The 23,545-nt window shown below is 72.3% G+C and carries 26 protein-coding genes and 2 tRNA genes; 17 read left to right on the top strand and 11 right to left on the bottom strand.

The window, feature by feature from the left end:
* Positions 1 to 96: 96 nt before the first annotated feature.
* From O4J56_RS14970 to O4J56_RS14950, 5 genes are all read left to right on the top strand, one after another.
* Positions 97 to 171: transfer RNA gene (locus O4J56_RS14970), tRNA-Cys, on the top strand.
* Between the two features lies 1 nt (position 172).
* A tRNA-Val gene (locus O4J56_RS14965) sits at positions 173 to 246 on the top strand.
* Between the two features lie 260 nt (positions 247 to 506).
* On the top strand, positions 507 to 1,913 hold the full coding sequence (locus O4J56_RS14960) for a DUF6782 family putative metallopeptidase (RefSeq protein ID WP_270686394.1): 1,407 nt from the start codon (positions 507 to 509) through the stop codon (positions 1,911 to 1,913).
* Entirely contained in the window at positions 1,903 to 2,694 is a 792-nt protein-coding gene (locus tag O4J56_RS14955) for a hypothetical protein (protein ID WP_270686393.1), read from the top strand. Before O4J56_RS14960 ends, O4J56_RS14955 begins: the two co-directional genes overlap by 11 nt.
* A 96-nt stretch (positions 2,695 to 2,790) precedes the next feature.
* Complete coding sequence (locus tag O4J56_RS14950) at positions 2,791 to 3,132, top strand: hypothetical protein (RefSeq protein WP_270686392.1); 342 nt, start codon at positions 2,791 to 2,793, stop codon at positions 3,130 to 3,132.
* 228 nt (positions 3,133 to 3,360) lie between these two features.
* On the opposite strand, the gene O4J56_RS14945 is transcribed toward O4J56_RS14950, so the two are convergent.
* The 5 genes from O4J56_RS14945 to O4J56_RS14925 form a co-directional block, all read right to left on the bottom strand.
* On the bottom strand, positions 3,361 to 3,798 hold the full coding sequence (locus O4J56_RS14945; RefSeq protein WP_270686395.1) for a TIGR03618 family F420-dependent PPOX class oxidoreductase: 438 nt from the start codon (positions 3,796 to 3,798) through the stop codon (positions 3,361 to 3,363).
* Between the two features lie 108 nt (positions 3,799 to 3,906).
* Positions 3,907 to 4,611, bottom strand: coding sequence for a GntR family transcriptional regulator (locus tag O4J56_RS14940; protein WP_270686391.1), 705 nt, complete (start codon positions 4,609 to 4,611; stop codon positions 3,907 to 3,909).
* Positions 4,612 to 4,646: 35 nt separating this feature from the next.
* Positions 4,647 to 5,150 carry a flavin reductase family protein gene (locus tag O4J56_RS14935; protein ID WP_270686390.1) on the bottom strand — a complete coding sequence of 168 codons (504 nt, stop codon included), beginning with the start codon at positions 5,148 to 5,150 and terminating at the stop codon, positions 4,647 to 4,649.
* A gap of 26 nt (positions 5,151 to 5,176) precedes the next feature.
* The gene (locus tag O4J56_RS14930; protein ID WP_270686389.1) at positions 5,177 to 5,602 is read right to left on the bottom strand and encodes an ester cyclase; all 426 of its coding nucleotides are present in this window, start codon (positions 5,600 to 5,602) and stop codon (positions 5,177 to 5,179) included.
* On the bottom strand, positions 5,589 to 7,280 hold the full coding sequence (locus O4J56_RS14925; RefSeq protein WP_270686388.1) for a BCCT family transporter: 1,692 nt from the start codon (positions 7,278 to 7,280) through the stop codon (positions 5,589 to 5,591). The genes O4J56_RS14930 and O4J56_RS14925 overlap by 14 nt, the downstream gene beginning before the upstream one ends.
* Positions 7,281 to 7,535: 255 nt before the next feature.
* On the opposite strand from O4J56_RS14925, the gene O4J56_RS14920 reads away from it, so the two are divergent.
* The 6 genes from O4J56_RS14920 to O4J56_RS14895 are packed head-to-tail and all read left to right on the top strand — an operon-like array spanning position 7,536 to position 12,268.
* The gene (locus O4J56_RS14920) at positions 7,536 to 8,165 is read left to right on the top strand and encodes an amino acid synthesis family protein (protein WP_270686387.1); all 630 of its coding nucleotides are present in this window, start codon (positions 7,536 to 7,538) and stop codon (positions 8,163 to 8,165) included.
* Positions 8,162 to 8,725 carry an amino acid synthesis family protein gene (locus tag O4J56_RS14915; RefSeq protein WP_270686386.1) on the top strand — a complete coding sequence of 188 codons (564 nt, stop codon included), beginning with the start codon at positions 8,162 to 8,164 and terminating at the stop codon, positions 8,723 to 8,725. Before O4J56_RS14920 ends, O4J56_RS14915 begins: the two co-directional genes overlap by 4 nt.
* Complete coding sequence (locus O4J56_RS14910) at positions 8,722 to 9,453, top strand: alpha/beta fold hydrolase (RefSeq protein WP_270686385.1); 732 nt, start codon at positions 8,722 to 8,724, stop codon at positions 9,451 to 9,453. Before O4J56_RS14915 ends, O4J56_RS14910 begins: the two co-directional genes overlap by 4 nt.
* Positions 9,446 to 10,936: an aldehyde dehydrogenase gene (locus tag O4J56_RS14905; RefSeq protein WP_270686384.1), complete on the top strand. Its 1,491-nt coding sequence runs from the start codon at positions 9,446 to 9,448 to the stop codon at positions 10,934 to 10,936. Before O4J56_RS14910 ends, O4J56_RS14905 begins: the two co-directional genes overlap by 8 nt.
* A gap of 1 nt (position 10,937) precedes the next feature.
* Positions 10,938 to 11,228, top strand: a complete 291-nt coding sequence (locus tag O4J56_RS14900) for a tautomerase family protein (protein WP_270686383.1) — start codon at positions 10,938 to 10,940, stop codon at positions 11,226 to 11,228.
* A complete protein-coding gene (locus O4J56_RS14895; protein WP_270686382.1) occupies positions 11,225 to 12,268 on the top strand; it encodes an LLM class flavin-dependent oxidoreductase in 1,044 nt (347 codons plus the stop codon). Before O4J56_RS14900 ends, O4J56_RS14895 begins: the two co-directional genes overlap by 4 nt.
* 92 nt (positions 12,269 to 12,360) lie before the next feature.
* Here O4J56_RS14895 and O4J56_RS14890 read toward each other — a convergent pair whose 3' ends face one another.
* On the bottom strand, positions 12,361 to 13,308 hold the full coding sequence (locus tag O4J56_RS14890; protein ID WP_270686381.1) for an alpha/beta hydrolase: 948 nt from the start codon (positions 13,306 to 13,308) through the stop codon (positions 12,361 to 12,363).
* 232 nt (positions 13,309 to 13,540) lie between these two features.
* On the opposite strand from O4J56_RS14890, the gene O4J56_RS14885 reads away from it, so the two are divergent.
* Both O4J56_RS14885 and O4J56_RS14880 read left to right on the top strand, forming a co-directional pair.
* The gene (locus tag O4J56_RS14885) at positions 13,541 to 14,308 is read left to right on the top strand and encodes an SDR family NAD(P)-dependent oxidoreductase (RefSeq protein ID WP_270686380.1); all 768 of its coding nucleotides are present in this window, start codon (positions 13,541 to 13,543) and stop codon (positions 14,306 to 14,308) included.
* On the top strand, positions 14,305 to 14,436 hold the full coding sequence (locus O4J56_RS14880; RefSeq protein WP_270686379.1) for a hypothetical protein: 132 nt from the start codon (positions 14,305 to 14,307) through the stop codon (positions 14,434 to 14,436). The genes O4J56_RS14885 and O4J56_RS14880 overlap by 4 nt, the downstream gene beginning before the upstream one ends.
* 7 nt (positions 14,437 to 14,443) lie before the next feature.
* On the opposite strand, the gene O4J56_RS14875 is transcribed toward O4J56_RS14880, so the two are convergent.
* Positions 14,444 to 15,694: a CaiB/BaiF CoA transferase family protein gene (locus tag O4J56_RS14875; protein WP_270686378.1), complete on the bottom strand. Its 1,251-nt coding sequence runs from the start codon at positions 15,692 to 15,694 to the stop codon at positions 14,444 to 14,446.
* A 100-nt stretch (positions 15,695 to 15,794) separates the two neighbouring features.
* The gene (locus tag O4J56_RS14870) at positions 15,795 to 17,339 is read right to left on the bottom strand and encodes a carboxyl transferase domain-containing protein (protein ID WP_270686377.1); all 1,545 of its coding nucleotides are present in this window, start codon (positions 17,337 to 17,339) and stop codon (positions 15,795 to 15,797) included.
* Positions 17,340 to 17,667: 328 nt separating this feature from the next.
* On the opposite strand from O4J56_RS14870, the gene O4J56_RS14865 reads away from it, so the two are divergent.
* Positions 17,668 to 18,369 carry a FadR/GntR family transcriptional regulator gene (locus O4J56_RS14865; protein WP_270686376.1) on the top strand — a complete coding sequence of 234 codons (702 nt, stop codon included), beginning with the start codon at positions 17,668 to 17,670 and terminating at the stop codon, positions 18,367 to 18,369.
* A 40-nt stretch (positions 18,370 to 18,409) separates the two neighbouring features.
* Here the strand turns inward: O4J56_RS14865 and O4J56_RS14860 are convergent, their stop codons facing one another.
* Positions 18,410 to 19,795, bottom strand: coding sequence for an SLC13 family permease (locus O4J56_RS14860; protein ID WP_270686375.1), 1,386 nt, complete (start codon positions 19,793 to 19,795; stop codon positions 18,410 to 18,412).
* Positions 19,796 to 20,114: 319 nt separating this feature from the next.
* Between O4J56_RS14860 and O4J56_RS14855 the strand changes: the two genes are divergently transcribed.
* Positions 20,115 to 20,705, top strand: coding sequence for a hypothetical protein (locus O4J56_RS14855; protein ID WP_270686374.1), 591 nt, complete (start codon positions 20,115 to 20,117; stop codon positions 20,703 to 20,705).
* A gap of 55 nt (positions 20,706 to 20,760) precedes the next feature.
* On the opposite strand, the gene O4J56_RS14850 is transcribed toward O4J56_RS14855, so the two are convergent.
* On the bottom strand, positions 20,761 to 21,603 hold the full coding sequence (locus tag O4J56_RS14850) for a helix-turn-helix domain-containing protein (RefSeq protein ID WP_270686373.1): 843 nt from the start codon (positions 21,601 to 21,603) through the stop codon (positions 20,761 to 20,763).
* A gap of 102 nt (positions 21,604 to 21,705) precedes the next feature.
* Here O4J56_RS14850 and O4J56_RS14845 point away from each other — a divergent pair, with 102 nt between their 5' ends.
* Entirely contained in the window at positions 21,706 to 22,464 is a 759-nt protein-coding gene (locus O4J56_RS14845; protein WP_270686372.1) for an SDR family oxidoreductase, read from the top strand.
* Positions 22,465 to 22,531: 67 nt separating this feature from the next.
* On the opposite strand, the gene O4J56_RS14840 is transcribed toward O4J56_RS14845, so the two are convergent.
* Positions 22,532 to 22,963, bottom strand: a complete 432-nt coding sequence (locus O4J56_RS14840) for a DUF3592 domain-containing protein (protein ID WP_270686371.1) — start codon at positions 22,961 to 22,963, stop codon at positions 22,532 to 22,534.
* A gap of 145 nt (positions 22,964 to 23,108) precedes the next feature.
* Here O4J56_RS14840 and O4J56_RS14835 point away from each other — a divergent pair, with 145 nt between their 5' ends.
* Positions 23,109 to 23,537 carry an ester cyclase gene (locus O4J56_RS14835; protein WP_270686370.1) on the top strand — a complete coding sequence of 143 codons (429 nt, stop codon included), beginning with the start codon at positions 23,109 to 23,111 and terminating at the stop codon, positions 23,535 to 23,537.
* The last annotated feature ends 8 nt before the right edge of the window (positions 23,538 to 23,545 follow it).

Below are 23,545 nucleotides of genomic sequence, written 5' to 3'. Positions count from 1 at the left end.
TAGAGCATCACCTTGCCAAGGTGAGGGTCGCGGGTTCGAATCCCGTCGTCCGCTCGGAGAAGCCGTATGGGGCACTCGAAACGCCGCACGGCTCATGGCGGAGTGGCCGAGTGGCTTAGGCAAGGGACTGCAAATCCCTGTACACGGGTTCGATTCCCGTCTCCGCCTCCACGGGCGGTTAGCTCAGTTGGTTAGAGCGCTACCTTGACACGGTAGAGGTCACAGGTTCGAATCCTGTATCGCCCACGCGCATTCCCGCAGGCCGGGACCGTTCAACGGTCCCGGCCTGCGGTCGTTTGGGCCCATTGATGGAGACATAGAGGAGACGATCTTCCTCCGGCACCATCACGAGGCCCTTCTTGTATACAGGGCACGGTAGTACTCACCGCTCCGGGGCGACGCCGCTGTGCGGAGAGTGGGCCCTTTGGGGCCCCTGGGCCCAAGCGCTGGGATGATCTCCATCGGTAGCATTGCGGCCCCCATCTTCATATCCCCCGGAGAGGCCTGTGCTGCGCCGGATCCATGCCCCCGACAAGGGTGCAGGCCTGACCGAGTACGCCGCGGTCGTCCTGCTCGTGGCGGCACTGGTCGCCACCATCGGAATCATCAATCTCGACGACCGGGTCGGCCGGTTGTTCTCCACCGGCGTGGACTGCGTCGAGCGGAGATCCGATGACTGCGTGGAGACAGGCGGCGGGACCGACGCCCCGGAACCGGAGGGCACCGGAACACCGATGGCCGGTCCGGTGTCCCCTGCCCCTCGGGAGTCCTACGAGTGCGGGATCTTCCAGGTGGCCTGCGACCTGGGGCAGGGCGCGGCGTCGGAGACGAGCGACCTCGTAACGGACGCATGGGATGGCGTCCGGGGGACCGGCTGCCTCGTCCACATCTGCTCCAACGAGGAGTTCCGGGGCACCTGGTCGGGGGTCGGCGAATCGGCGGAGATGCTGTTCACCGATCCTCTGGGAGCCGCGGAGGAGAGCTGGAACGAGTTCACCGACGGGCCACAGGAGGACTGGTCCAACGGGGACGAGACCAGGGCGGTGGGACGCGGCATCATCCTGGGGGCGTCCAGCATCTTCGGGCTGGGTCCGCTCCGCCTGCTCCCGGACCGCAGGCCCACGCCGGACCGGCCCGCGGGCGACTACCGGGCCGACGCCGCCGAGGCCGCGCGGCGGGGAGACGTCTCCTCCGCCGAGCGCAACGCCGAACTGGCCGAACAGGTCGCCCAGGACAGCGAGGCCGCTGCCCGGGAGAACCCGGACGACCTCGACCTCCAGGACCAAGCGGAGCGGGACCGCCGCGAGGCCGACCAGGCCGCGCTGGAGGTGCACGGGGCCCGCGCGGTCGAGCAGATGCTGGAGATCCCCATCGGCAGGGAGCTCAACGGGTCGCTGAACAGGAACGGAACGGAGATCGAGTTCTCCCCCGACCCGAGGATGGACGGGACCGCCCAGTACGACCCGGCCACCGACACCATCACGATCGGGCGGAACTTCCTCGACCGGCCCGATTCGGTGCTCACCCTGGTGCACGAGGCCGCGCACGCGCGCAGGGAGCACGGGAACGAGAACTTTCCGCCCGTCGGCCACAGCCGCGACGACTACGTGCAGAACCAGCTCGAGAACGAGGCGGACTCGCAGATCAGCGAGTTCCAGGCCGCGGAGGAGCTGCGCTCCCAGGGGCACGACATCCCGCTCGACCCGAGGGAGGAGTACTACAACGACCGGTACCTGCATTGGTTGGGGTACTACGAGGACAACGGGGCGCCGGGCGCCGCCGCGGAGACGATCGCCGCCGCCGCGGCCCGGGACGATCTCGCGCAGGAGATCGGTAACATGATCAACTCGGTCGACGGGACCCCGTACCGGGACTACTACGGAAACTTCTGGGATTCGGTCAATGGTGGATGAACCCGCCCGGCGCGCCGGCGGACACCGGTCCGGGCCGCCCCTGATTCTCGTCCTGCTCACCGCGGTGCTGCTCGCCGCCTGCACCCCCTCCCCCACCGCCGACGAAGGAGCTCCCGCCGTGCCCAGCCCCGACGCCTCGGCCTCGCCCCCGCCCGACGTCTCCGAGGCCGCGCCGATGGCGGACGAGCGGCGGCTCCTCGTCGAAGCACTCTGGGAGGCCGATGGGCCGGGCGACGCCGACCTAGCGGTGCGCATCGCCTCCGCCGACGCGATGACCGCCTCGGCCGTGGAGGACGGGACCGTCCCCGAGGACTGGACGCTGCTGCTGTTCCAGGACACCGCGAACGCGCACGGGGCCGCCGTGTACGCGGTGGTCGGCCCGGAGGGGGAGGCGATGGTCCTGTCCGCCGACCCCGCCGCCTACCAGGAGTTCGCCCGAGCGGCCGGGGTGCGGGTGGAGTCGGCCGATGACGCCCTGGCGACCGCCGAGTTCTTCCTGGACAAGACCCGCGCCCTGGGCAGGCACCAGGTCGTGCTGGAGTCACCGGAGGACGCGCTGCTCTCCCGGCTGGCGAGCGACACCTCCGCGGCCGAGGAGCAGCTCAAGCAGAAGGTCAAGCCCCCGGCGGTGAAGGAGACCCGCAAGGGCCACCAGGTCACCCTCTACGTGCAGCGCGCGGACAAGGTCGAGCGGTGGAAGGGGACCGTCACCCAGGACGGCGGGGTCGACGGGAAGTTCACGCCGGTGATCGAGGGACTGCCCGTCGACTTCCGGACCTGACCCCCTACCCCCGGCTGAGAACCCTCCTCCCTGCCCCCGCAGGGGAGGGGAGGTGGTGGAAAGCGAGAACCGTTGCGCTCCCCGAACCCTGCCCCCTTGACCGCGGCGCGCGTCGTCCTGTGGGTCATGGCGGCCCTCTTCTCGGCGTCGTCGCTGCAGATCCTCCTCATCGCGGGCGGATTCCTCGGCCTCGGTACGGCACTGCCCTACGCCGTGATCGCGGCGCTCTGCGCCCTGTGCGCGGTCCGCCTGCCCCGCTTCGCGCTCGGCGGGGCGGTCGGCCTGCACGTCCTGCTGGCCCTGGTCTTCTTCACCCAGATGGCCCGCATCGGCCTGGGTGAACCCATGGGCCTGGTGGGGATGCTCCTCCCGCTGACCGTTGTGGCCCTGTTGCTCCTGCCGTCCAGCCGCGAACACCTGCGCGGGAACCGGAGGTAGCGCCGGCAGCGGACCAGAGCCGGAAGTCGGGCGGACCGCCGGGTGGGCTCAGTCGATCGGCGACCAGTGTCGGCGGTATCGGCCATCTGCCCCTCCTTGACGCGTCCAGCCAGAGTAGGGGCTCGGGCTCCGTTCCCACGACGCCGGGACGTGACCGCCCGGCCTACACGCGCGGGATGCGTCCGCGCATGCGGCCCGGGGATCCGCGCTCGGTTCCGGTCGGGAGCCCTACGGTCTCCCCGGGCGCACGTTGCCCAGGACCCGGTCGACCTTGATCTCGATCACCACGCGGTCGGGGTTGGGCCGCGGGCGCCGGTACCGCAGGGCGTAGCGGCGCTCCGCCTCGGCGACCGCCTCCGGGTCGGAGGTGACCGTGGCGGTGCCCTCCAGCGTCGACCACCAGCGCCCCTCCACCTGGCACACCGACACCCGCGTCCCCGGCCGCGCCGCCAGGTTGCGCGCCTTGTAACTGGACCCGGAGGAGATCACCCGCGCCAAGTACCGCTCGGGGTCATAGGTCGCCCCCACCGGAACCTGGTGGATGCTCCCGTCCGCGCGCAACGAGGCCAGCGTGCACAGGCGGCGCTCACTCCAGAACACCACGAAGGGGTCCCGGCCTCCCGGATCACCGGTGGCGGCATCGCCGCCCCCATCGGGCGCTGACAGATCGGACAACGAGACTCCTGAACATCGGTGACCACACGAGGACACCATGATCCCGTTTCCACGGCACACGGCCGCCGCGTCCATGGCGGCGGGCGGCCGATCGCCCGGTCAGGCCCCTGTGGGGTCGGTCAGCGGTCCGCGGCCGGGGACCGGGAGGCCGGCCATGAGGGCGCGGCGGCTGGCCCGGACGTGTTCGCGCATGACCTGTTCGGCGCTGTCGCCGTCCTTCTGGACGATCAGTTCGAGCACCAGGTGGTGCTCGCGGTCGGACTGCAGCGGGCGCCCGGGCTGGTCAAGGGAGGTCTTCACCAGCCGGGGGTAGGCCAGCTGGTTCATCAGGGTCTTGTAATGCGCCTCGAGTTTGCTGTTGTCGGCTCCGGTGATCAGGAGGTCGTGGAACTCCCCGACCAGCTCCGCGTAGTGCTCGCGGTCGTCGCGGGCCACGGCCGCGTCGGCCTCTTCGAGGTTGCGCCGGAGGCGGTCGATCTCGGGGACCCGGCCCCGTTGGGCCAGGAGGCGGGCGGCGGCGCCCTCGAGGAGCTCCTTCATCTCGAAGAGCTCGGTGATCTCGCGCCGGGACGGGGTGGTGACGAAGGTCCCCACCCGTGGCCGGATCTCCACGAGGCCTTCGGTCTGGAGCTGCTTGAACGCCTCGCGGACCGGGGTGCGGCTGACGCCGAACTCGTCGGCCAGAGCGAGCTCCGAGAGCGGCGCGCCCGGGTCGACCTCACCGCTGATGATGCGCGCGCGCATCTCGGCGATGACCTTGGCCTGGATCGACATGGTGGTCGAACCGCCCGCTTCTTCGGTCACTGGACTGCTCCTCGCTGTCGCGGTCGTAGGGCCGATCATCCCAAAGGCGGGAGCGCTCCACCGTCGACGAATCCGCCCGCGCTGTAGACCATCGGGGCGTCGTCGGCGACGGCGGCGTGGACCACCCGGCAGATGAACACCGTGTGCGTGCTGGCCTGGAGCCGTTCGCGGATCTCGGTCTCCATCTGCGCGGCGCTGCGCGCGATCAGCGGGCTTCCGTGGGGTCCGTGCGTCCAGTCGAGCCCGCTGAACTTGTCGTCGGACTTGGCCGCGAAGCGCCGGACCACGTCGAGCTGGGCCGTCGACAGGATGTTGATCGCCATGTGGCCGGTCCGAAAGAGGCAGTCGTGGGTGGAGGAGGACCGCTGGACGCACACCATGACCGTCGGCGGCTCCAGGGAGATGCTGGCGAAGGCGTTGACCGCCAGGCCCTTAGGGGTGCCGTCGTCCAGGGCGGTCACGACGGTGACGCCCGTGACGAAGCGCCGGTTGACCTGCTTCATCAGGTCGGTGTCGGGGGTCGCCGGAAGCGTGGGCATGAGGGTGCTCCTTGTCGTACCGCTGATCAGTCCTGTCCGACGGCGATGATCCCCAGCGCCGCGAGCAGGGTCCGGGGGTCCCAGGTCACGTGCTCCTCGGCGATGAGCCCTCCGTCGAAGCGCGCGAAGGTCGCCCCGGCGACCTCGACGCGCCGCCGCGTGGCGGGCACACCCAGGAGCGATCCCTCATGGGTGCCGGTGCTGTGCCAGCGGATCGCGGCCCGGTCGCCCTCGATGACGATGTCGTCGAGCACGGTGGCCAGGTCGGGGAACGCCGAACGGGTGGCCGTGATCGACGCCTTGAACGCGGGCAGGTCCTGGGGGTGCGGTTCCCGGCCGTGGCGCAGGTAGCCGCCGGCGAGCAGCTCGTCGAGCGCGTCGACGTCGCCGTGGTTCCACGCCGCCGCCCAGACCTTCTCGATCTGCGCGCGCCGGGGGTCAGTGTGCGGCATCGGTCTCGGCCTCCTCAGCCGTGTCGGTGGTCGGTCCGGGAGTCGTCCCGGTGGTCGTGCCGGGCGGGGCTGCGGGACCGCCCCGCAGGTCCGCCGCCAGGTCCTTCCAGAAGGACACCGCGACGCCGGCGATGATCACCAGGAAGGGCAGCGAGGTGACGATCACGGTGTTCTGGAGCGCGTCGAGCCCGTCGGCGAGCATCAGCGTGACCGCGGTGCCGCCGGTGAGGACGCCCCACAGGACGAGGACGGGGCGGCGCGGGGCGAGCGAGCCGTCGGAGGTCATCGAGCCCAGCACGTAGGTGTTGGAGTCCGCGCTGGTCACGAAGAAGATCACCGCGAGCAGGACGGCGATCGCCGAGGTGGCCGCGGGCAGGGGGTAGTGCTCGAGCGTCGCGAAGAACGCGTTCCCGAAGTCGGCCGCGGTCTGGTCGGCGATGTCCCCGCCCCGGAACAGGTCCACGTGGATGGCCGAGCCGCCGAACACGGCGAACCAGGTGAAGAACGCGAGGCTGGGCACGGTCAGGACGCCGGTGATGAAGCCGCGGATCGTGCGGCCGCGGGAGATGCGGGCGAGGAAGATGCCGACGAACGCGCCCCAGGCCACCCACCAGGCCAGCATGAAATAGGTCCACCACTGCATCCACTCCAGCCCGCCGAAGGCGGTGCCCTGCAGGCTCATCCGGAAGAAGTCGCCGGCCCACACGCCGATCGACTCGATGTAGAGGTTGGCGATGAACACGGTCGGGCCGACGATCATCATGAACACGAACATCGCGATGGCCAGGGTGCCGCTGGTATAGCTCAGCATCTTGATGCCCCGGTCGATGCCGCTGACGGCCGACACGGTGAACACGGCGGTGATGGCCGCGACGATGAGCACCTGGGCGGTGGAGCCGACGGGGATCCCGAGGAGCCGGCCCAGCCCGTTGTTGATCTGGAGCGCCCCCAGCCCCAGGGACGTGGCCGTGCCGAAGAGCGTCGCGAACACCGCCAGGACGTCGATCACCTTGCCGATCGGGCCGTCGGCCCTGTCTCCGAGCAGCGGGGTGAACAGCTGGCTCACCAGGGGGCGGCGCCCCTTGCGGTAGGTCGAGTAGGCGATCGCGAGGCCGAACACGGCGAAGACGCCCCAGGCGTGCAGGCCCCAGTCGAAGTAGGAGTACTGCAGCGCGCGCACCGCCGCCTCGGGGGTGTTCGGCTCGGCGAGCCCGTGGGGCGGATCCGCCAGGTGCGAGATGGGCTCGGCGACCCCGTACGAGATCAGCCCGATGCCCATCACGGCGCCGAGGAGCATCGCGAGCCAGGCCGGGGTGGAGAACTCGGGCCGGTCGGTGTCCTTGCCGAGCCGGATGCGGCCCGCGGGGCTGAAGGCGAGGAACACCAGGAAGACGAGGATGGCGAGGGTGACGAGCAGGTAGCTCCAGCCGAACGACGAGGTGACCCAGTTCAGCGACGACTCCGTGACGCTGTTGAGGTTCTCGGTGAACAGGGTCGCCCAGGCGATGAAGACCGCCGCGACCGCGACCGACGCCCAGAAGACGGAGCCGAGCCGACCCGCACTGTGGCGCCGGCCGGGTCCGGCGGCCCGGCTCCCGGGACCGCCCCCGTCCGGGGGCCCATTCCCCGGTGCCGCCGTGGGGTTCGGTTCCGAAGCCCCTTGTAGCTGTCTGGACATGACACTCCCTGAGTCGGGGGCCCCGAGCCGCGCTGCCGTACAAGCCGCTCGCCGTGGGGTGCTGGCATACAAGAAACGGTAAGCCACGTCACAGGTCGCATGTCAAGCATTCCACGAGAATCCAGCCGCCCGCCCGGCACCGGTTCAGTGATTCCGCAGTTCGAATAGGGCACCGACCCGGATCAACCCTCCACTGCAGACGGCGGCGGCGAACCACTCTTGACTCACGCGGCACGGATACCTAACGTTCCTTGCATGCAAGAGATGGGTGACGCGCCCCCGGTCCCACCGGTCCGCGTCCGCAAACTGGTGACCTACCGCGATGAGATCGTCACTGAGGCAGGGGTGGCGCCGGACCGGCCGGCGCGGCGCGCCAGCGTCGCCGCCGTCGTAGAGAATCCGTGGTCCGGCGCGGCACCGCTCGCCGACCTCGGCGAGGAGCAGGAGCGGGTCGGGCCCGTGCTGGCCGGACTGCTCTGCGACCGGCTCGTGCACGCGCTCGGCCCGGCGCACGGGATCGAGGCGTTCGGGAAGGCGGCGATCGTCGGCACCGCCGGGGAGATCGAGCACGCCGGAGCGCTCATCCACACGCCGTACTTCGGCAACCTGGTCCGGGAGGCGCTCCAGGGCGAGTCGATCATCTGCTTCGCCGATGCACGGGCCGAGGCGGGTGAGCCGCTGGTCGTCCCCCTCTGGCACAAGACGCACGCCGCGACGCGCAGCCACTACCAGACCATCGGCGCACGCATCCCGGACGCCCCCCGGGCCGACGAGATCGTCGTCATCGCGGCCGCGTCCACCGGCCCGCGCCCGCACCCCCGGATCGGGGACCGCAGGACCGACCCGGTCGTCACCGCCGAGACCCTGGAGGGATCGCCGTCATGAACGTCCGCAAGATCGTCACCGTCGTCGAGGAGGTGCGGGCCGAGGGGGGACGCGCGGTCTCCCCTCCGGCCACCGTCGCCGTCGTCGCGGCGGTGATCCCGAACCCGTGGGCCGGGCAGGGCTTCGTCGAGGACCTCGGCCCGGGGATCGACGCGAACGCCTCGGACCTCGGCGCGCTGCTCGCGCCCGCGGTGCTGGAGGGGCTCGGCGCCCCGGCCCAGGCCTACGGCAAGGCCGCGATCGTCGGCCTCGACGGCGAGATCGAGCACGGGTCGGCGCTCATCCACACCCTCGCCTTCGGCGACCACTTCCGCAAGGCGGCGAACGCCACCACGCTCCTGCCCGCGGTCGAGAAGCGGGGCGCGGCCGGGGCCGTCTTCGACATCCCGCTCAAGCACGTCACCGACGCGACGGTCCGCTCCCACCACCAGACGGTGGAGGTGCGGATCCCCGACGCGCCGCACCCGGGGGAGATCGTCATCGCGCTGGCGGCCGCCGCACAGGGCCGCCCCCAGCAGCGGCTCGCGGCCTTCCCGACCGAGCGGGACCGGTCGGCATGAGCAGGCCCACCGTCGTGCTCCTGCACGGTGTCGGGCTCGACCGCACGATGTGGGAGCCCACCGCCGACCTGCTGGCCGACCGCTTCACCGTCCTGGCGCCCGACCTCCTGGGGCACGGGCGGAACGGGCCCGCCCCGGCGGGGACCACCCTGGAGCACCTGGCGCTCGACGCCGCGGCCGGGATCCCTCCGGGGTCCCACATCGTCGGCTTCTCCCTCGGCGCGCTCGTGGCGCAGTACCTGGCGCTGCACCGGCCGGAGCTCGTCGCGACCCTGACCTCGGTCAGCTCGGTGTGCAGGCGCACGCCGGAGGAGCGGGAGCAGGTCTTCGAACGGCTCCGCCTCGCGCACACCGACTTCGATGCGGCGGTCTCGGCGTCCCTGCGCCGGTGGTTCGCGGGCACCGGCGTCGGCGCCGAGTGGGTGGGCCGCACCGAGGCGACCCTGCGCGCCAACGACGTGGAGTCCTTCCGCAACTGCTACCGCGTGTTCGCGACCGCCGACGCCGACCTCGCCCCCGACCTGCACCGGATCACCGTCCCCGCCATGGCGGTCACCGGGGAGGACGACCCGGGGTCCACGCCCGACATGACCCGCCGGCTCGCGGCCGCCCTGCCGGACTGCGGGGCCGCCGTCGTGCCCGGAACACGCCACATGCTCCCGGTCCAGCGGCCCGAGGCCGTGGCCGAGCACGTCACCGCCCTCATCGGAGACAGCACCCATGCCTGACGTGAAGAAGCTGAGCCATCTCATCGGCGGCGAGCCGGTCGAGCCCGCCTCCGGGGACCACTTCGAGAGCACGGACCCGGCGACGCGCCGGCCGCTCTACCGGGCGGCCCGGGGCGACGCCGCCGACATCGAACGGGCGGTGGCCGCGGCGAAGCGGACGTTCGAGGACCCGCGCTGGCGCGACCTCAGCCAGACCCGGCGCGGACACCTCCTGCGACGGCTCGGCGACCTCATCGCCGAGAACGCCGAGGAGCTCGCCCGCATGGAGACGCGGGACAACGGCAAGCTGCTGCGCGAGATGCGCGGGCAGCTCGCCGCCCTGCCCGAGTACTACCACTACTACGCGGGCCTGGCCGACAAGATCCACGGCGACGTCGTTCCGACCTCGGACCGGACGGTCCTGAACTACACGAGCCGCGAACCCCTCGGCGTCGTGGGGGCCATCACCCCCTGGAACTCTCCGCTGACCCTGACCAGCAGCAAGCTGGCCCCCGCGCTGTGCGCCGGGAACACCGTCGTGGTCAAGCCCTCCGAGCACACCTCGGCCTCCGTGCTCCGGCTGGGCGAGCTCGCCATCGAGGCGGGCCTCCCGGCCGGTGCGGTCAACGTGGTCACCGGTTTCGGGGCCGAGGCCGGGCAGGCGCTCGTCGACCACCGCGACCTCGCGAAGATCTCGTTCACCGGCAGCACCGCGACGGGTTCCCGCATCGCGGCGGCCGCGGCGGGCCGGTTCATCGGGTCGACACTGGAGCTGGGCGGCAAGTCGCCCAACATCGTGTTCGAGGACGCGGACATCCCGAACGCCGCCATGGGGGTGGTCGCCGGGATCTTCGCCGCCGCGGGCCAGACCTGCATCGCCGGCAGCCGCGTGTTCGCCCACCGCTCGGTCTACGACGAGCTGCTGGAGCGGGTGGCCGAGCGGGCGCGGAGCATCCGCATGGGCGACCCCATGGAGGACGCCACCGAGATCGGCCCGCTGGCGTTCGAGGAGCAGCGGGACAAGGTCGCCGGGTACGTCGACCTGGGACGCGCCGAGGGGGCCCACATCCTCACCGGCGGCCGCCCCTCGGACGGCGGCGGCCTCGGCGGGTACTTCTACGAGCCGACCATCCTGGTCGACGTGGACAACGGCATGCGCGTCGTCCGGGAGGAGATCTTCGGCCCCGTCCTCGCGATCATGCCGTTCGACACCGAGGAGGAGGTCATCCGCCTCGCGAACGACACCGAGTACGGCCTCGCGGCGGGGGTGTGGACCGGAAGTCTGGGACGGGCCCACCGGATGGCCGCGCGCCTGGACGCGGGGACGGTGTGGGTCAACACCTACCGGGCCATGTCGCCGATGTCCCCGCGCCAGGGCTTCAAGACCAGTGGGGCGGGGGTCGAGCACGGCACCGAGACCATGAAGGAGTACACGCGGCTCAAGAGCGTCTGGATCAACACCAGCGACGAGCCCGTGGCCGACCCCTTCGTGCTGCGGAGCTGAGATGCCGCAGGTCGACATCGCCCTCGCCGAAGGACGCACCGCGGCCCAGGTCCGGGCCCTGATGCGCGAAGTGCACGCAGCGGTGGTCCGCACCACCGGCACCCGGCCGGAGTACGTCCGTGTCGTCGTCCGCGAGGTGCCGCGGACGCACTGGGCCACCGGCGACGTGACCCTCGCCGAGATGGATTCGGCGAGCGGGACCGGCCCGGACGCCGGACGACAGAACGACGGCCAGAACGACGGCGCCGACACGGGGCGCCCCGCCGACACCGCACACCTGGAGCAGCAATGAGATTCTCCCTGTTCGCGCACATGGAACGCTGGGACGAGAGCGTGAGCCCGTCCCGGCAGTTCGAGGACCTGACAGAACTCGTGCAGATCGCCGAGGCGGGCGGCTTCAGCACGGTGTGGATCGGCGAACACCACTCCATGGAGTTCGTCGCCTCCCCCAGCCCCATTCCGCAACTGGCCTACCTGGCGGCGCGCACCTCGACGATCCGGCTCGGCGCGGGCACCGTCGTCGCCCCGTTCTGGAACCCGATCAGGGCCGCCGGCGAGACCGCGCTGCTGGACGTCATCAGCGGCGGCCGGGCCGAGATCGGCCTGGCGCGGGGCGCCCACCAGTTCGAGTTCGACCGCCTCGCGGACGGCCTGGCGGCCGGCGACGGCGGACGGTACCTCCGGGAGCTCGTGCCGGCGGTCCGCGCGCTCTGGCAGGGCGACTACGCCCACGACGGGGAGATCTGGCGGTTCCCCACCTCCACCAGCGTGCCCAAGCCGGTGCAGCGGCCGACCCCGCCGATGTGGATCGCCGCCCGGGACCCCGCCTCCCACGACTTCGCCGTCGCCAACGGGTGCAACGTGATGGTCACGCCGCTGATGAAGGGGATCGAGGAGGTCGAGAACCTGGTCGAGAAGTTCGAGTCCGCGGTCGGCGACCACCCCGAGGTGCCGAGGCGCGAACTCATGGTGCTGCGGCACACCCACGTGCACAGCCCTCAGGACCCCGACGGCTGGCGCCCTGCGGCCGAGGCCGTCCAGCGCTACTACCGCACCTTCGACGCCTGGTTCGGCAACGACCGGACGCCCGAGAACGGCTTCCTCGAGCCCAGCCCGGTGTCGAAGTTCGAGGGGCGCCCGGAATTCGAGCCGGAATCCCTGCACAGGACCGCGATGATCGGGACCCCGGACGAGCTCGTGGAGCGGCTGCGCCGCTATGAGGAGCTGGGTATCGACGAGTACGGCTTCTGGATCGACAACAGCCTGCCCCACGAGGAGAAGCGCCGTTCCCTCGAACTGTTCATCAAGGAGGTCGCGCCCGCCTTCCGGTAGGCACCGTGGGGGCTCCAGCGAGACGGCAGGGTGGACGGCCTGATCACACGGGCCGTCCACCTTGCGGGTCCGGGGCGGACACGCACCCCACATCACTTCATGTGAGTGTCGAACCAGTCCAAGATCCGCTGCGGGTGACGCTGGAAGTACCGGTAGCCGGCCCACCGAACCGTCTCGTCCTCGATCCAGAACATGTCCTTCTCAGTCGCGCCCAGGGCCGCGTAGGCGTTCTCGAGATCGTAAGGGCGGGTGATCGCGTCGTCGTACACGCCGTAGGTCAGCGTGGGCACGGTGACCGACGGCGCCCAGTCGCTGACGTTCCCATCGGCCAGCGTCCTGCTCGTCAGGAGCCGGAATCGGCGATCCACCTCGTCGATGTGCTCTCCCAGGCCCGCTCCCTCCAGGGTCGCCTCCACGAAGACGCGTGGAGACAGGAGCAGCGGCGCGACCAGGCAGGCGACGTCGTCGAACGCCTGCGGACGGGAGTGGATCGCCCGGAACACCACGCCGGCGCCCATACAGCGGGCGAAGATTCCGAGCGCCATGGACGACAGGTCCGGCCGGGAGCGGATGTAGTCCAGGGTCCCGATCACGTCACGGGTCTCGAAGTGGTTGTTCGACATCCGGTTGCCGTTGGCGTCGCCGCTCAGGCCGCAGTTGCGGAAGTCGAAGGCGAGGACGTTGTAGCCGTGGTCGTGGAGGACCTTGTAATCGAGCGTGAAGTCGATCTCGGTGTCGTTTCCCGGCCCGAACGCGGACTTCCACGGCTCGACGTGGCTCGGGAACCCGTACCGGTTGAATCCGAAGGCATGCATGCCGACGATCAGCCTGGTCGATCCCTCGGCCGGGATGAACCAGCCTTCGAGCGGGACTCCGTCGGACGACGGGTAGGAGATCTCCTCGTACGCGAGACCGTGCTCAGCGGGGGTCCGCAGGACGGGCGACCGGGAAGCGTAGCCGAGGCCGTTGGCCAGTGATTCGATGGCGGCCTCCGTTTCGGCATCGAGGACCGGAGCGCCGAGGGCGGCGTTTTCAGTCATGACCATTCCTTTCAGGGGAACGGGATCGTGCGGCCGGGCGTCCGTCAGGGCCGGCGGGCCGGGCTCCACGCATCGTAGGTCGGCGTCCGGCCGTCTTCCCGGGTGCGCTGCACCCAGGAGGATCCCGCCTCTCCCGTCCCACCGGCGACCGGGGCAGCCTCGACGGCACGGCCACACCCCGCTCCGAAGACGGCGGGCCGGCCGACCCGCTGAACACCACCGGAGGAACCGCATGACCGCATCTCTGCCCGCCCCCTGGGACCTCACCGGCCGCGTCGCCGTCGTCACCGGTGCCGCCCGCGGCATCGGCCGCGCCACCGCCGCCCTGCTGCACGCCCGCGGCGCCCGCCTGGTCGTCACCGACCGCTCGGCGGCCGTCGAGGACCTGGCCGCCGAGGACCCGGACACCATCACCGCCCTCGTCGGCGACGTCGCCGACGAGGACCACGCCCGCGCCACCGCGGAGCTGGCCACGAGCCGCTTCGGCTCCCTGGACATCCTGGTCAACAACGCCGGCCGCACCCTCAACGAACCCGTCACCGAGACCACCGCCGACGACTTCGACGCCATCCTGCGCGTCAACGCCCGCGGCAACTTCCTCCAGGCCCGCGAGGCCTTCCGCGCCATGGAGGCGTCCGGCCGCGGCGGGGCCATCGTCTCGATCGCCTCCGTCTCGTCCGTCGTCGCCTTCGCCACCCAGACCGCCTACGCCGCCTCCAAGGGCGCCCTGGCCCAGATCACCCGGGTGCTGGCGATCGAGGGCGGCCCAAAGGGCATCCGCTCCAACGCCGTCCTCCCCGGCGTGATCGACACCGACATCATGGACGGCGTCGTCGACAACGGACGGGAGATGCTCGCCTCCTTCGGCCCGGCCCACCCGCTGGGCCGAATCGGACGCCCGGAGGAGATCGCGGAGGCCGTCGCCTTTCTCGCCTCCGACGCCTCCTCCTTCATCACCGGCGCGCTCCTCGCCGCCGACGGCGGCTGGACCGCCCAGTGACGCACCGCGGTGAACCGCCCCGCGGCGGACCGCACCCGTCAGACAAGCGCCTGCGGCCCATCGACATCACCATCCCCGACCTGCACGGGAAACGAGCCGTCGTCACCGGGGCGGACGACGCGCTCTGAGGGGGGCTCAGGCGCGCTCGTCGGCGGTGGCGTCCAGCCAGGCCAGTACGGCGGCCGTGTGCTGGCCGAGCATCGGCGGCGGCCTGTGGCCCCCGGTCGGCGCCGTCCGCCCGGCCCCTTCCGCCTCGTCCTCCGCCGCCCCGTCGGGGTCGAAGCGGATCGCCGGGCCGGGCAGCTCGATGCGGCCCAGGGCGGGGTGGTCGACCTCGATGACCAGGCCCTGGGAGCGCGTCTGCTCCCACTCGTAGACCTCGTCGATGGTGCGCAGCGCCCCGCAGGGGATGCCGATGCCGGTCAGGCGCTCCAGCCAGCGGTCCCGTCCGTCCTCCTTGAACCGCCGCTCCAGTTCGGCGGTCAGCTCCTCCCGGTTGGCCACCCGGTCGGCGTTCGAGGCGAACCGGGGGTCGCCCGGCTCCAGGCCCACGAGCGCGGCGAACCGGTCCCACTGCCCCTCGCTGGCGACCGACACCTGGAGCACCCCGTCGGCGCACGCGAAGGCGCCGTACGGGGCGATCGAGGGGTGGTGGTTGCCCATCGCCCGCGGCACCTCCCCCGCGACGGTCCACCGGGTGCCCTGGAAGGCGTGCACACCCACGATCGAGGACAGCAGTGAGGTGCGCACGATCCGCCCGCGCCCCGTCCGCTCCCGCTCGTACAGCGCGGCCAGCACCCCCTGGGCGCCGTTCATCCCCGCCAGCAGGTCGCCGATGGGCACCCCCGACTTGGTCGGGGTGTGCGGGTCGGGGCCGGTCAGGCTCATCAGCCCGGCCTCCCCCTGGGCGATCTGGTCGTACCCGGCCCGGCCGCCCTCGGGCCCGTCGTGCCCGAAACCGGTGATGGAGCAGACCACCAGGCGCGGGTTGATCGCCCGCAGCCGCTCGGCCCCGAAGCCGAGCCGGTCCAGGACGCCCGGCCGGAAGTTCTCCACCAGCACGTCGGCCACCCGCAGGAGCCGGGTGAGCCGTTCGCGGCCCTCCTCGGCCTTCAGGTCCAGCTCGACGGACTCCTTGTTCCTGTTGCACGAGAGGAAGTAGGTGCTCACCGGGTCCTCCTGCGGACCGGCGAAGGGTGGTCCCCAGCCGCGGGTGTCGTCGCCGCTGCCGGGGCGCTCGACCTTGATGACCCGGGCGCCGAGGTCGCCCAGCAGCATCGCGGCGTGCGGCCCGGCCAGCGCGCGGCTCAGGTCGGCGACCACGATCCCGGCCAGCGGCCCCCCGGTCTCGCGCGGGCCGGCGGCCGTGTCGGTGAGGTTCTCCATCTCGGTGTCCTGCTCCCTGGTCGGCGCCCCGGCGGGACGGGGCGGTCGGTGACGCGGTCGGTGACGGGGTCGGTGGAAGGGCCGGTCCGCGGGCCGCCGTTCAGGCGGTCCCGAGGTTCCGGAAGCGGGCGCGGCGGCGGGCGAGCCGCGCCCCGTCGTCCTCGGCGGACGTGGTGCCCAGCTCCCGTCCGATCGCCGCGCCCATGCGGCGGCAGAAGGCCCCGGGCTCGTCGGCCGCGTCGCCGCGCTCATCGACGATGCGGTCCACCGCTCCGGCCCGGAGCAGGTCGGCGGAGCGGGCACCCATGCCGGCGGCGACCTCGGCGGCCCGGTCCGGGGTGCGGTGCACGATGCCGCTGGCCCCTTCGAAGGGGAGCGGGCTGAGCCAGGCGTGCCGTGCGGCCAGCACCCGGTCGGCGGGCAGCAGGGCGAGCGCCGCTCCCCCGGCGCCCTGGCCGAGCAGGACCGACACGGTGGGCCGGGGCAGCGTGGCCAGGTCGGCGAGGCAGCGCGCGATCTCCCCGGCGATGCCCTCCTCCTCGGCCTGGGCACTGAGCGCGGCCCCGGGCGTATCGATGACGGTGACCAGCGGCAGGCGCAACTCGGCGGCCAGGCGGATGCCGCGCCGTGCGGTGCGGAGCGCCCCGGCGCCGAGCGCGCTCCCCCCGTTCTGCGCCGCGCGGTCCTGGCCGACCAGGACACAGGCGGTGCCGCCGAAGCGCGCGAAGGCTGCGGTCATCGCCGGGTCGGCCCGACCGTCCCCGGTGCCGTGGAGGAACACGACCTCCTCCGCCGCGTGGCGGAGGAGGTCGGCGAGGCCCGGACGCCCGGCGCGGCGGGTGCGGGCGACCGAGTCCCATGCCTCCCCCTCCGGTGTGGGCCCCGCCTGCTCGTCCACCTCATCGGCGAGGGGCGCCGGAACGGCACCGCCTCCTGCGGACATCAGCGTCAGGAGCCGGTGGACCTCCTCCCTCAGGTCTTCGGGGGGCACGACGGCGTCGACCAGGCCGTGCCGGTACAGGTTCTCGGCCGACTGCACGCCTTCAGGCAGACGGTGCCCGAGGATCGCGTCCTGTGCGCGCGGACCGAGGAATCCGATGAGCGCGCGGGGCTCGGCCAGGGTCACATGGCCCTGGGACCCCCAGGAGGCCAGGACGCCGCCGGTGGTGGGGTGGCGCAGGTACACCAGGTAGGGCAGCCCGGCGCTCTTGTGCTCGGCGATGGCGGCGGAGACCTTCGCCATGGCCAGGAAGGCCCGGGTGCCCTCCTGCATGCGGGTTCCGCCCGAGGCGGGCGCGGCGATCAGGGGCAGGCCCTCGGCGGTGGCGCGCTCGGCCGCCCGGGTCAGCCGCTCGGCGGCCGCGGCCCCGATGGAGCCGCCGAGGAAGGAGAACTCCGAGGCGGCGACGGCCACGCGCAGGCCGCGGACCCTCCCCTCCCCGCAGACGACCGCCTCGTCGGCGCCGCTGGTGCGATGGGCCCGCTCAAGCTCGGCCGCGTACTCGGGCGTGCACCCCGGGCCGGCGCCGTGGGGCGGCTCCCCGCCGGGCGGCCCGTCCCACGGCACGAAGGTCCCCGGGTCCAGCAGCCCGGCGAGCAACTCCCCCACCGGGGCCCAGCCGCGCGCCTCCGTCGTTCGTGCCACTGCGCCTCCTCGGTGGATCATTGGCTTACTGGACTAGCCAATAGCCCACAGAGCGATTCGTCAATAGCGCACCCGGAGACCGGGGCCGCGAGCCCGCGCCGACAGGCGTCGTTGATCTCGGGAAAAGCGCCCCTAAACGCGGCCCGGAAGCGTCGTTCCTCCCGAGATCAACGACGAGCGCACCCGTCTGTCCGCGCGGGCTCCTAAAAGAGGCGACCGTGGCCTCATGCGGCCCAGTGGACGGGCCACTGCGCCAGCTATGATCCGAAGAGGACCCCGCCGAGCACCCGCACGACCCGCCGCCGAACCGGCCCACGCGAAGGGACCCATGAGCGACAAGCAGCCGCCCCGCCCCCGTCGCCTCGCCCGCCCGCGGCTCTACGAGCAGCTGGTGGAGCGGCTGATCGAGTACATCCGGGAGGCCGGCCTGGCCCCCGGCGACCGGCTGCCCTCCGAGCGCGAGTTCGCCGCCGACCTGGGGGTGAGCCGCGTCTCCCTGGGGCAGGCGCTGGTCGCCCTGGAGGTGCAGGGGGTCCTCGACGTGCGCCACGGGGACGGCGCGATCATCCGGCACGTGCCCACCGAGGAGCAGGTCCTGCAGGTGCTGCGGGACCGCGACAACCGGCGCGCGGAGATCATCGAGGCGCGCCAGGCGCTGGAGGTCAAGCTCGCCGAGCTGGCCGCGGCCCGGCGCGACCAGGAGGACATCGCCCGCATCGACGCGGCCATCGGGGTGATGCGCGCGGAGATCGCCTCGGGCGAGCGCGGCGTCTCCGGCGACCAGCTCTTCCACGAGGCCGTGACCCGCGCCGCGCGCAACGGCCTGCTGGCCCGGATGATGGCCGAGCTGTCGCCGATGATCATGCAGACGCGGGTGGAGTCGCTGTCCCAGCCGGACCGCCCCGACCGGTCCCTGGCCGGCCACGAGCGCATCGCCGAGGCCATCCGCAGCGGCGACTCGCGGGCGGCGGCGGACGCCATGTACGCGCACCTGCTCCTGGTCTCGGACGTGCCGCCGGTCGCCGACTGAACCGGGGCGGGACCGCGGCCCCGCCCCGGACGGGGGCCGCTCAGAACATGCCGGGCACGACGATCGCCGCCCACGACACCAGGGGGGCGGCGACGCACATCAGGCCGGTGTAGGCGAGCATCCGGCGGGAGAAGCGCTGGGCGTCGCCGGTGCGCGAGTTGGCCAGCACGAGTGCGCCGTTGGTGGAGAACGGGCTGATGTCGGTCATGGTCACCGAGATCGCGAGCGCGGCGATCATCGCAGTGGTGGACACGTCCCCCTGCATGAGGAAGGGCGCGGCCAGCGGGATGAGCATGCCGAGCATCGCCGTGGAGGAGGCCACCGCGGTGACGGCGGCCGCGATCACGCACAGCACCAGGGCGCTGAGCAGGGCCGCGTCGAGGCCGACGACCGCATCGCCCACCCACTCGATGGTGCCGGCCTCCTCCAGCACCGAGACGTAGGTCAGCACCCCGCACAGGAGCAGCACGATGGGCCAGCTGATCTTGTCCACGGCCTCCTTCTGCTGCCGGGGGAAGGCCAGGGCCAGGACGACGGCCACCCCCATCGCCACCGCCCCCAGGTGGAGCTGGAAGCCGACGGTCAGCACGACCATGACGGCCAGCCCCAGCAGGGTCAGGACCTGCGGAAGCCCGATGCGGGCGGGGCCCTGCCCGGTGTCGGACGCGGGCGTGCCGTCGGCCGGCCGGTCCGCGGCCCCGGGGCCGCCGACACCGTCATCGGACGCGGGGCCGCCGGCCCCCGGCGCGGCGCCCGCCCCGACCGCGGCGTGCTCCGCCTGCCGGACCCGCTCGGCCGACGCGCGCTGCGCGGGCACCCCGGCGCCGCCCGTCCTGCGGCCCAGGACCAGGTACAGCACGACGGCGAAGGCCAGGTTGAAGGCGTAGGTGAGGGCGAAGACCGCCATCGGGTCCATGGAGATGGGCAGGTCGTCGAGGATGCCGGCGACGATCCCGCCGTAGACGCTGACCGGCGAGAAGCTCCCAGCCTGGGCGCCGTGCACCACCATGGCGCCCATCAGCAGGGCGTCGATGCGGTACCGCGCGGCGAAGCCCATGGCGATGGGCGCGACGATGGCGACGGCGGCGGGGCTTAGCGCCCCGATGGCGGTGAGCGCCGAGGCGGTCGCGAACATCACCCACGGCAGCAGTGCGGCCCTGCCGCGCACGGCCGCCACCGCCCAGCGGATCAGCAGGTCGACGGTGCCGTTGGTCTGGGCGATGGCGAAGAGGTAGGTGACGCCGACCAGGATGAGGAAGAGCGAGCCGGGGAAGCCCGCGAGGATCTCGTCGGCGGTCATCCCCACGGCGAGGGTGCCCACCAGGAAGGCCGCGGCGAAGGCCACGGCCCCCATGTTGACCGGGACGGCCATGGCGACGGCGAAGACCGCCGCCATCGCCAAGACCGTGATGAGTTCGACCGACACATCGCCTCCTCGGCACAGGGGGGTGCGTGCCCGGGCCGGCGGCTCGGAGGGGAGACGTCGAAGAAGTGACCCAGTGGCACATTGGCTAGTCCACTGTGGCGTCCTGTGTGACCGGCGTCAACCCCTTGGAGTGGCCGAGGTCATTCCCGGGCCGTCGGGCCTGCTCGGAGGCACGGACGCCCTCCGCCACGCCCGCAGGGGCTCCCGGCCTCCGGGGTGTACGCGCGTCGTGCGGTGCCACGGCCGTCCCGTCCGCCCTGTCGGTGACGGCGGTTACGCTCCATCGCACGGCAGGCACGGCGGCGACACGGGAGGCCCGATGTACGGCTTCTATCTGTTCGAAGGTTCGTTCCACCAGGGCGGTGGGGGCTGGGAGCGGTACGAGGTCGGCACCGGCCTGGACCAGGTCAAGACAGCGGCGGCCCGATACATCCGGGAGGGGTGGTGGGTGGCGAACCCGGGCGACACCTGCGCGGTCCGCGTCTACCGCGGCGGCGAGGTCGAGCACGAGGCGGCCGTCTACCCGTTCACCCGGGTGAAGGTTCCGGGCTTCGCCTGGATCTCCTTCGACGACAAGGGGCGGCCGGTCGGCGGCGAACCCGAGCCCGGCGGCCGCCATGAGGGCACCGCGCCGCTCGACCTGTGGGGAGCGGTACTCCCGGAGGCCCTCAACGAGTGCCCCGGCGAGATCGAGGTGACGATCGATTGGGAGCGCATGGCCCTCCCCGGACTCGAACCACCGCTCCTCCCCGAGGGCGCGTCCCTGGTCGTCGACCATGCGGAGGGGACGGCCACGGCGTTCGGCCACGACCTGTCCGACGAGGAGCACGACGACCTCACCGATGAGCTCTACGACGACCTGTCCGACGACCAGGTCATCCTCACCTACGGGTCGAACGACACGCTTTGAGGCGCGGGGCGTCCACGTCACCGCCGCCCGTGCGCTCGGCCGGTCCGGCCGCCCCTCAGGTGCCGGGTCCGTGGGCGGCCGTACCGGCGGCCAGGGAGCCGAGGAGGGCGAGGGCGCTGCTGCTGGGGGAGGCGGGCTCGGCGTGGTAGACGACCAGTTCCTGGCCCGGGGCGGAGCGGACGTCGAAGGTCTGCATGGTCAGCGTCAGCGGGCCGACGTCGCGGTGGGTGAAGCGTTTGCTCTCCAGGGCCTTGCCCCGGGCGTCGTGGCGTGACCACAGCTCGGCGAATTCGGGGCTCGCCTCCAGGAGTTCGCCCAGCACCTGCCGCACCCGCGGATCGTCCGGGGCCGTGCCGTGGCCGAAGCGGAAGCCGGCGACCGAATTGCGGGCGACCTCGTGCCAGTCGCGGTAGAAGGCGCGGGCGGCCGGGTCGGTGAAGACCACGTGCATCAGGTTGTGCGAGTGCGTCCAGTCGTGGAAGAGGGCGTCGGCGATGGCGTTGGAGGCCAGGACGTCGTACGCGCGGTTGTAGACGATGGCCGGATTGTGCGGCCAGGCGTCCATCAGGGCCAGCAGGCTGGGCTCCACCCGGTCGGTGACGGCGGCCGCCGCGGCGCGCGGCCCCACACCCGCGAGGCGGAACAGGTGCAGCCGTCCGTCCTCCCCCAGCCGCAGCGCGGCCGCCAGCGCGTCGAGCACCTGGGCCGAGGGGCTGCGCTCACGGCCCTGCTCCAGGCGGACGTAGTAGTCCGCGCTGACGCCCGCGAGGAGGGCCACCTCTTCGCGGCGCAGCCCGGGCACACGGCGGTGGCCGGTGGTCGGGAGGTTCGCCTCGGCCGGGGTGACCTGGGCGCGGCGGGCGGATAGGTAGGCGCCGAGCTCGGTGCGTGCTGCCATGGGCCCAATCGTAGGTCGGGGTCCGGCCGTCTTCCTGGGTGCGCTGCACCCAGGAGGATCCCGTCTCTCCCGCCCGGCCCGCGCGCCGGGCAGCCTCAGGGCATGACCACACCACACACCGAAGGCGGCTCGCCCGCCGACCGCAAGGTCGTCCTCGTCACCGGCGCCAGCAGCGGCATCGGCGAGGCCGTCGCCGAACGCCTCGCCGCCGACGGCCACCACGTCGTCGCCGGCGCCCGCCGCACCGACCGGCTGCGCGCGCTCGCCGACCGTGCGGCGGAATCGCCCGGCAGCGTGCACCCTGTCCCCTTGGACGTGACGGACCGCGCCGACGTCGCGCGCTTCGTCGCCGCCGCCCTCGCACGCCACGGCCGCGTCGACGCCCTCGTCGCCAACGCCGGCGTCATGCCGCTCTCCCGCCTGGACGCCCTGCTCACCGACGAGTGGGACCGGATGATCGACGTCAACGTCCGCGGCCTGCTGCACGGCATCGCCGCCGCGCTGCCGGTCTTCACCGAGCGGGGCGCGGGCCACTTCGTGACCATCGCCAGCGTGGGCGCCCATGAGGTCGTGCCCACGGCGGCCGTGTACTGCGCCACCAAGCACGCGGCCTGGGCGATCACCGAGGGACTGCGCCTGGAGGCCGACCCCTCGATCCGGGTCACGACCGTCTCCCCCGGCGTGGTCGAATCCGAGCTCGCCGACACCATCACCGATCCGGGGGCCGCCGCGGCCATGCGCGCCTACCGGGCCCACGCCATCGCCCCGGACGCCATCGCGTCGGCGGTCGCGTACGCACTCGCCCAGCCCCCGGAGGTCGACGTCAACGAGATCGTCGTCCGCCCCGCCCGTCAGCGCTGACCCCCACCGGAGGAACCCTCGTACCGCGCCCCTGCCCGCGCCCCGGGCGCGGCGGCGGGCCGGGGGTTCAGGGAGCGGTGGCCGCGATCGCGACGGCGGCGCACAGGCAGGCCACACCGATGACGCCGAAGATCCCGCCGAGGAGCACCGACCCCTCGCCTCGGATCTGGATCCGCTCGGGGTTCTTCGACAGGTAGGTCACCTGGACCTCCTGGCCGACGGTGAAGCGGGCCGGGTAGGCCCCCATGGACCCCTGCCTCCGCATCGGGCGGCCATCGGCGGTGCGGTAGTCGACGACCGGGTAGTAGACCGGATTGTCGCCCTCCCCGGACTCACCCCGCAGCGCCACGACCCGGCCGGGCACGGTGACGCCTTTGAACCGGTATCGGCGCCGGCGCCAGAGCATCAGCGCCGCCACGACGATCCAGAACAGGCCGATGGCGCCGAACGTGGGGGCGCTGTCCTCGGAGACGAACACTGTCAGAACGACCGGGCCCATGGTGGGGCCTTCCTTTCCGGGGGCGGCCTCACATTCCGCACGGCCGCGTCGTCAGTAGGGGTGGGAGCGCGAACCGGGGTTACCGAACCGCTCGGGTTCGCCTTCTGAGGGCATCGACCACTGCACCCAAGGAGGAATTCTCGTTATGACACCCCAGGAGATCAACAGGGCCGTCTATGAACGGCTCCATGAGGCGACCGACAGCCGTGATCTGGAGCGGATCTCGCGCACCGTCGACGAGGTGTTCCACCCCGATGCCGTGTTCCACGCCACGGGGCCGGTGGGCCCGACGGCGCGCGACGCCGTGAAAGGCGCCTGGGCGATGCTGCTTCGGGCGTTCCCCGACATCCGGGTCACCGTCGAGGACACGATCGCCGAAGGCGACAAGATCGTCGTCCGGAACACCGTGAGGGGGACCCACCAGGGCGAATACCGCGGCCTCGCGCCCACGGGAAGGACCGTCACCTACGGCGAGATCTTCGTCGTCCGCTTCTCCGAGGGAAAGGTCGCCGAAGCGTGGGGGGTCGTCGACATCTTCTCCCAGATGCAGCAGTTGGGAGAGAGGGTCCCGTGACCCCGCCG

This window comes from Nocardiopsis endophytica (assembly GCF_027706725.1).
GTDB classification, from domain to species: Bacteria; Actinomycetota; Actinomycetes; order Streptosporangiales; family Streptosporangiaceae; genus Nocardiopsis_A; species Nocardiopsis_A endophytica.
Note: the sequence above shows the minus strand (reverse complement) of the source record. Positions and strands in the feature narration are given on the sequence as shown.

What these genes read in the sequence shown, in the direction of transcription:
- O4J56_RS14930 (WP_270686389.1), bottom strand. Translation starts at nt 5,602, where the DNA reads ATGCCGCACACTGACCCCCGGCGCGCGCAGATCGAGAAGGTCTGGGCG.
- O4J56_RS14955 (WP_270686393.1), top strand. Translation starts at nt 1,903, where the DNA reads ATGGTGGATGAACCCGCCCGGCGCGCCGGCGGACACCGGTCCGGGCCG.
- O4J56_RS14840 (WP_270686371.1), bottom strand. Translation starts at nt 22,963, where the DNA reads ATGGGCCCGGTCGTTCTGACAGTGTTCGTCTCCGAGGACAGCGCCCCC.
- O4J56_RS14855 (WP_270686374.1), top strand. Translation starts at nt 20,115, where the DNA reads ATGTACGGCTTCTATCTGTTCGAAGGTTCGTTCCACCAGGGCGGTGGG.
- O4J56_RS14895 (WP_270686382.1), top strand. Translation starts at nt 11,225, where the DNA reads ATGAGATTCTCCCTGTTCGCGCACATGGAACGCTGGGACGAGAGCGTG.
- O4J56_RS14900 (WP_270686383.1), top strand. Translation starts at nt 10,938, where the DNA reads ATGCCGCAGGTCGACATCGCCCTCGCCGAAGGACGCACCGCGGCCCAG.
- O4J56_RS14920 (WP_270686387.1), top strand. Translation starts at nt 7,536, where the DNA reads ATGCAAGAGATGGGTGACGCGCCCCCGGTCCCACCGGTCCGCGTCCGC.
- O4J56_RS14905 (WP_270686384.1), top strand. Translation starts at nt 9,446, where the DNA reads ATGCCTGACGTGAAGAAGCTGAGCCATCTCATCGGCGGCGAGCCGGTC.
- O4J56_RS14890 (WP_270686381.1), bottom strand. Translation starts at nt 13,308, where the DNA reads ATGACTGAAAACGCCGCCCTCGGCGCTCCGGTCCTCGATGCCGAAACG.
- O4J56_RS14875 (WP_270686378.1), bottom strand. Translation starts at nt 15,694, where the DNA reads ATGGAGAACCTCACCGACACGGCCGCCGGCCCGCGCGAGACCGGGGGG.
- O4J56_RS14865 (WP_270686376.1), top strand. Translation starts at nt 17,668, where the DNA reads ATGAGCGACAAGCAGCCGCCCCGCCCCCGTCGCCTCGCCCGCCCGCGG.
- O4J56_RS14925 (WP_270686388.1), bottom strand. Translation starts at nt 7,280, where the DNA reads ATGTCCAGACAGCTACAAGGGGCTTCGGAACCGAACCCCACGGCGGCA.
- O4J56_RS14915 (WP_270686386.1), top strand. Translation starts at nt 8,162, where the DNA reads ATGAACGTCCGCAAGATCGTCACCGTCGTCGAGGAGGTGCGGGCCGAG.
- O4J56_RS14845 (WP_270686372.1), top strand. Translation starts at nt 21,706, where the DNA reads ATGACCACACCACACACCGAAGGCGGCTCGCCCGCCGACCGCAAGGTC.
- O4J56_RS14835 (WP_270686370.1), top strand. Translation starts at nt 23,109, where the DNA reads ATGACACCCCAGGAGATCAACAGGGCCGTCTATGAACGGCTCCATGAG.
- O4J56_RS14850 (WP_270686373.1), bottom strand. Translation starts at nt 21,603, where the DNA reads ATGGCAGCACGCACCGAGCTCGGCGCCTACCTATCCGCCCGCCGCGCC.
- O4J56_RS14885 (WP_270686380.1), top strand. Translation starts at nt 13,541, where the DNA reads ATGACCGCATCTCTGCCCGCCCCCTGGGACCTCACCGGCCGCGTCGCC.
- O4J56_RS14910 (WP_270686385.1), top strand. Translation starts at nt 8,722, where the DNA reads ATGAGCAGGCCCACCGTCGTGCTCCTGCACGGTGTCGGGCTCGACCGC.
- O4J56_RS14935 (WP_270686390.1), bottom strand. Translation starts at nt 5,150, where the DNA reads ATGCCCACGCTTCCGGCGACCCCCGACACCGACCTGATGAAGCAGGTC.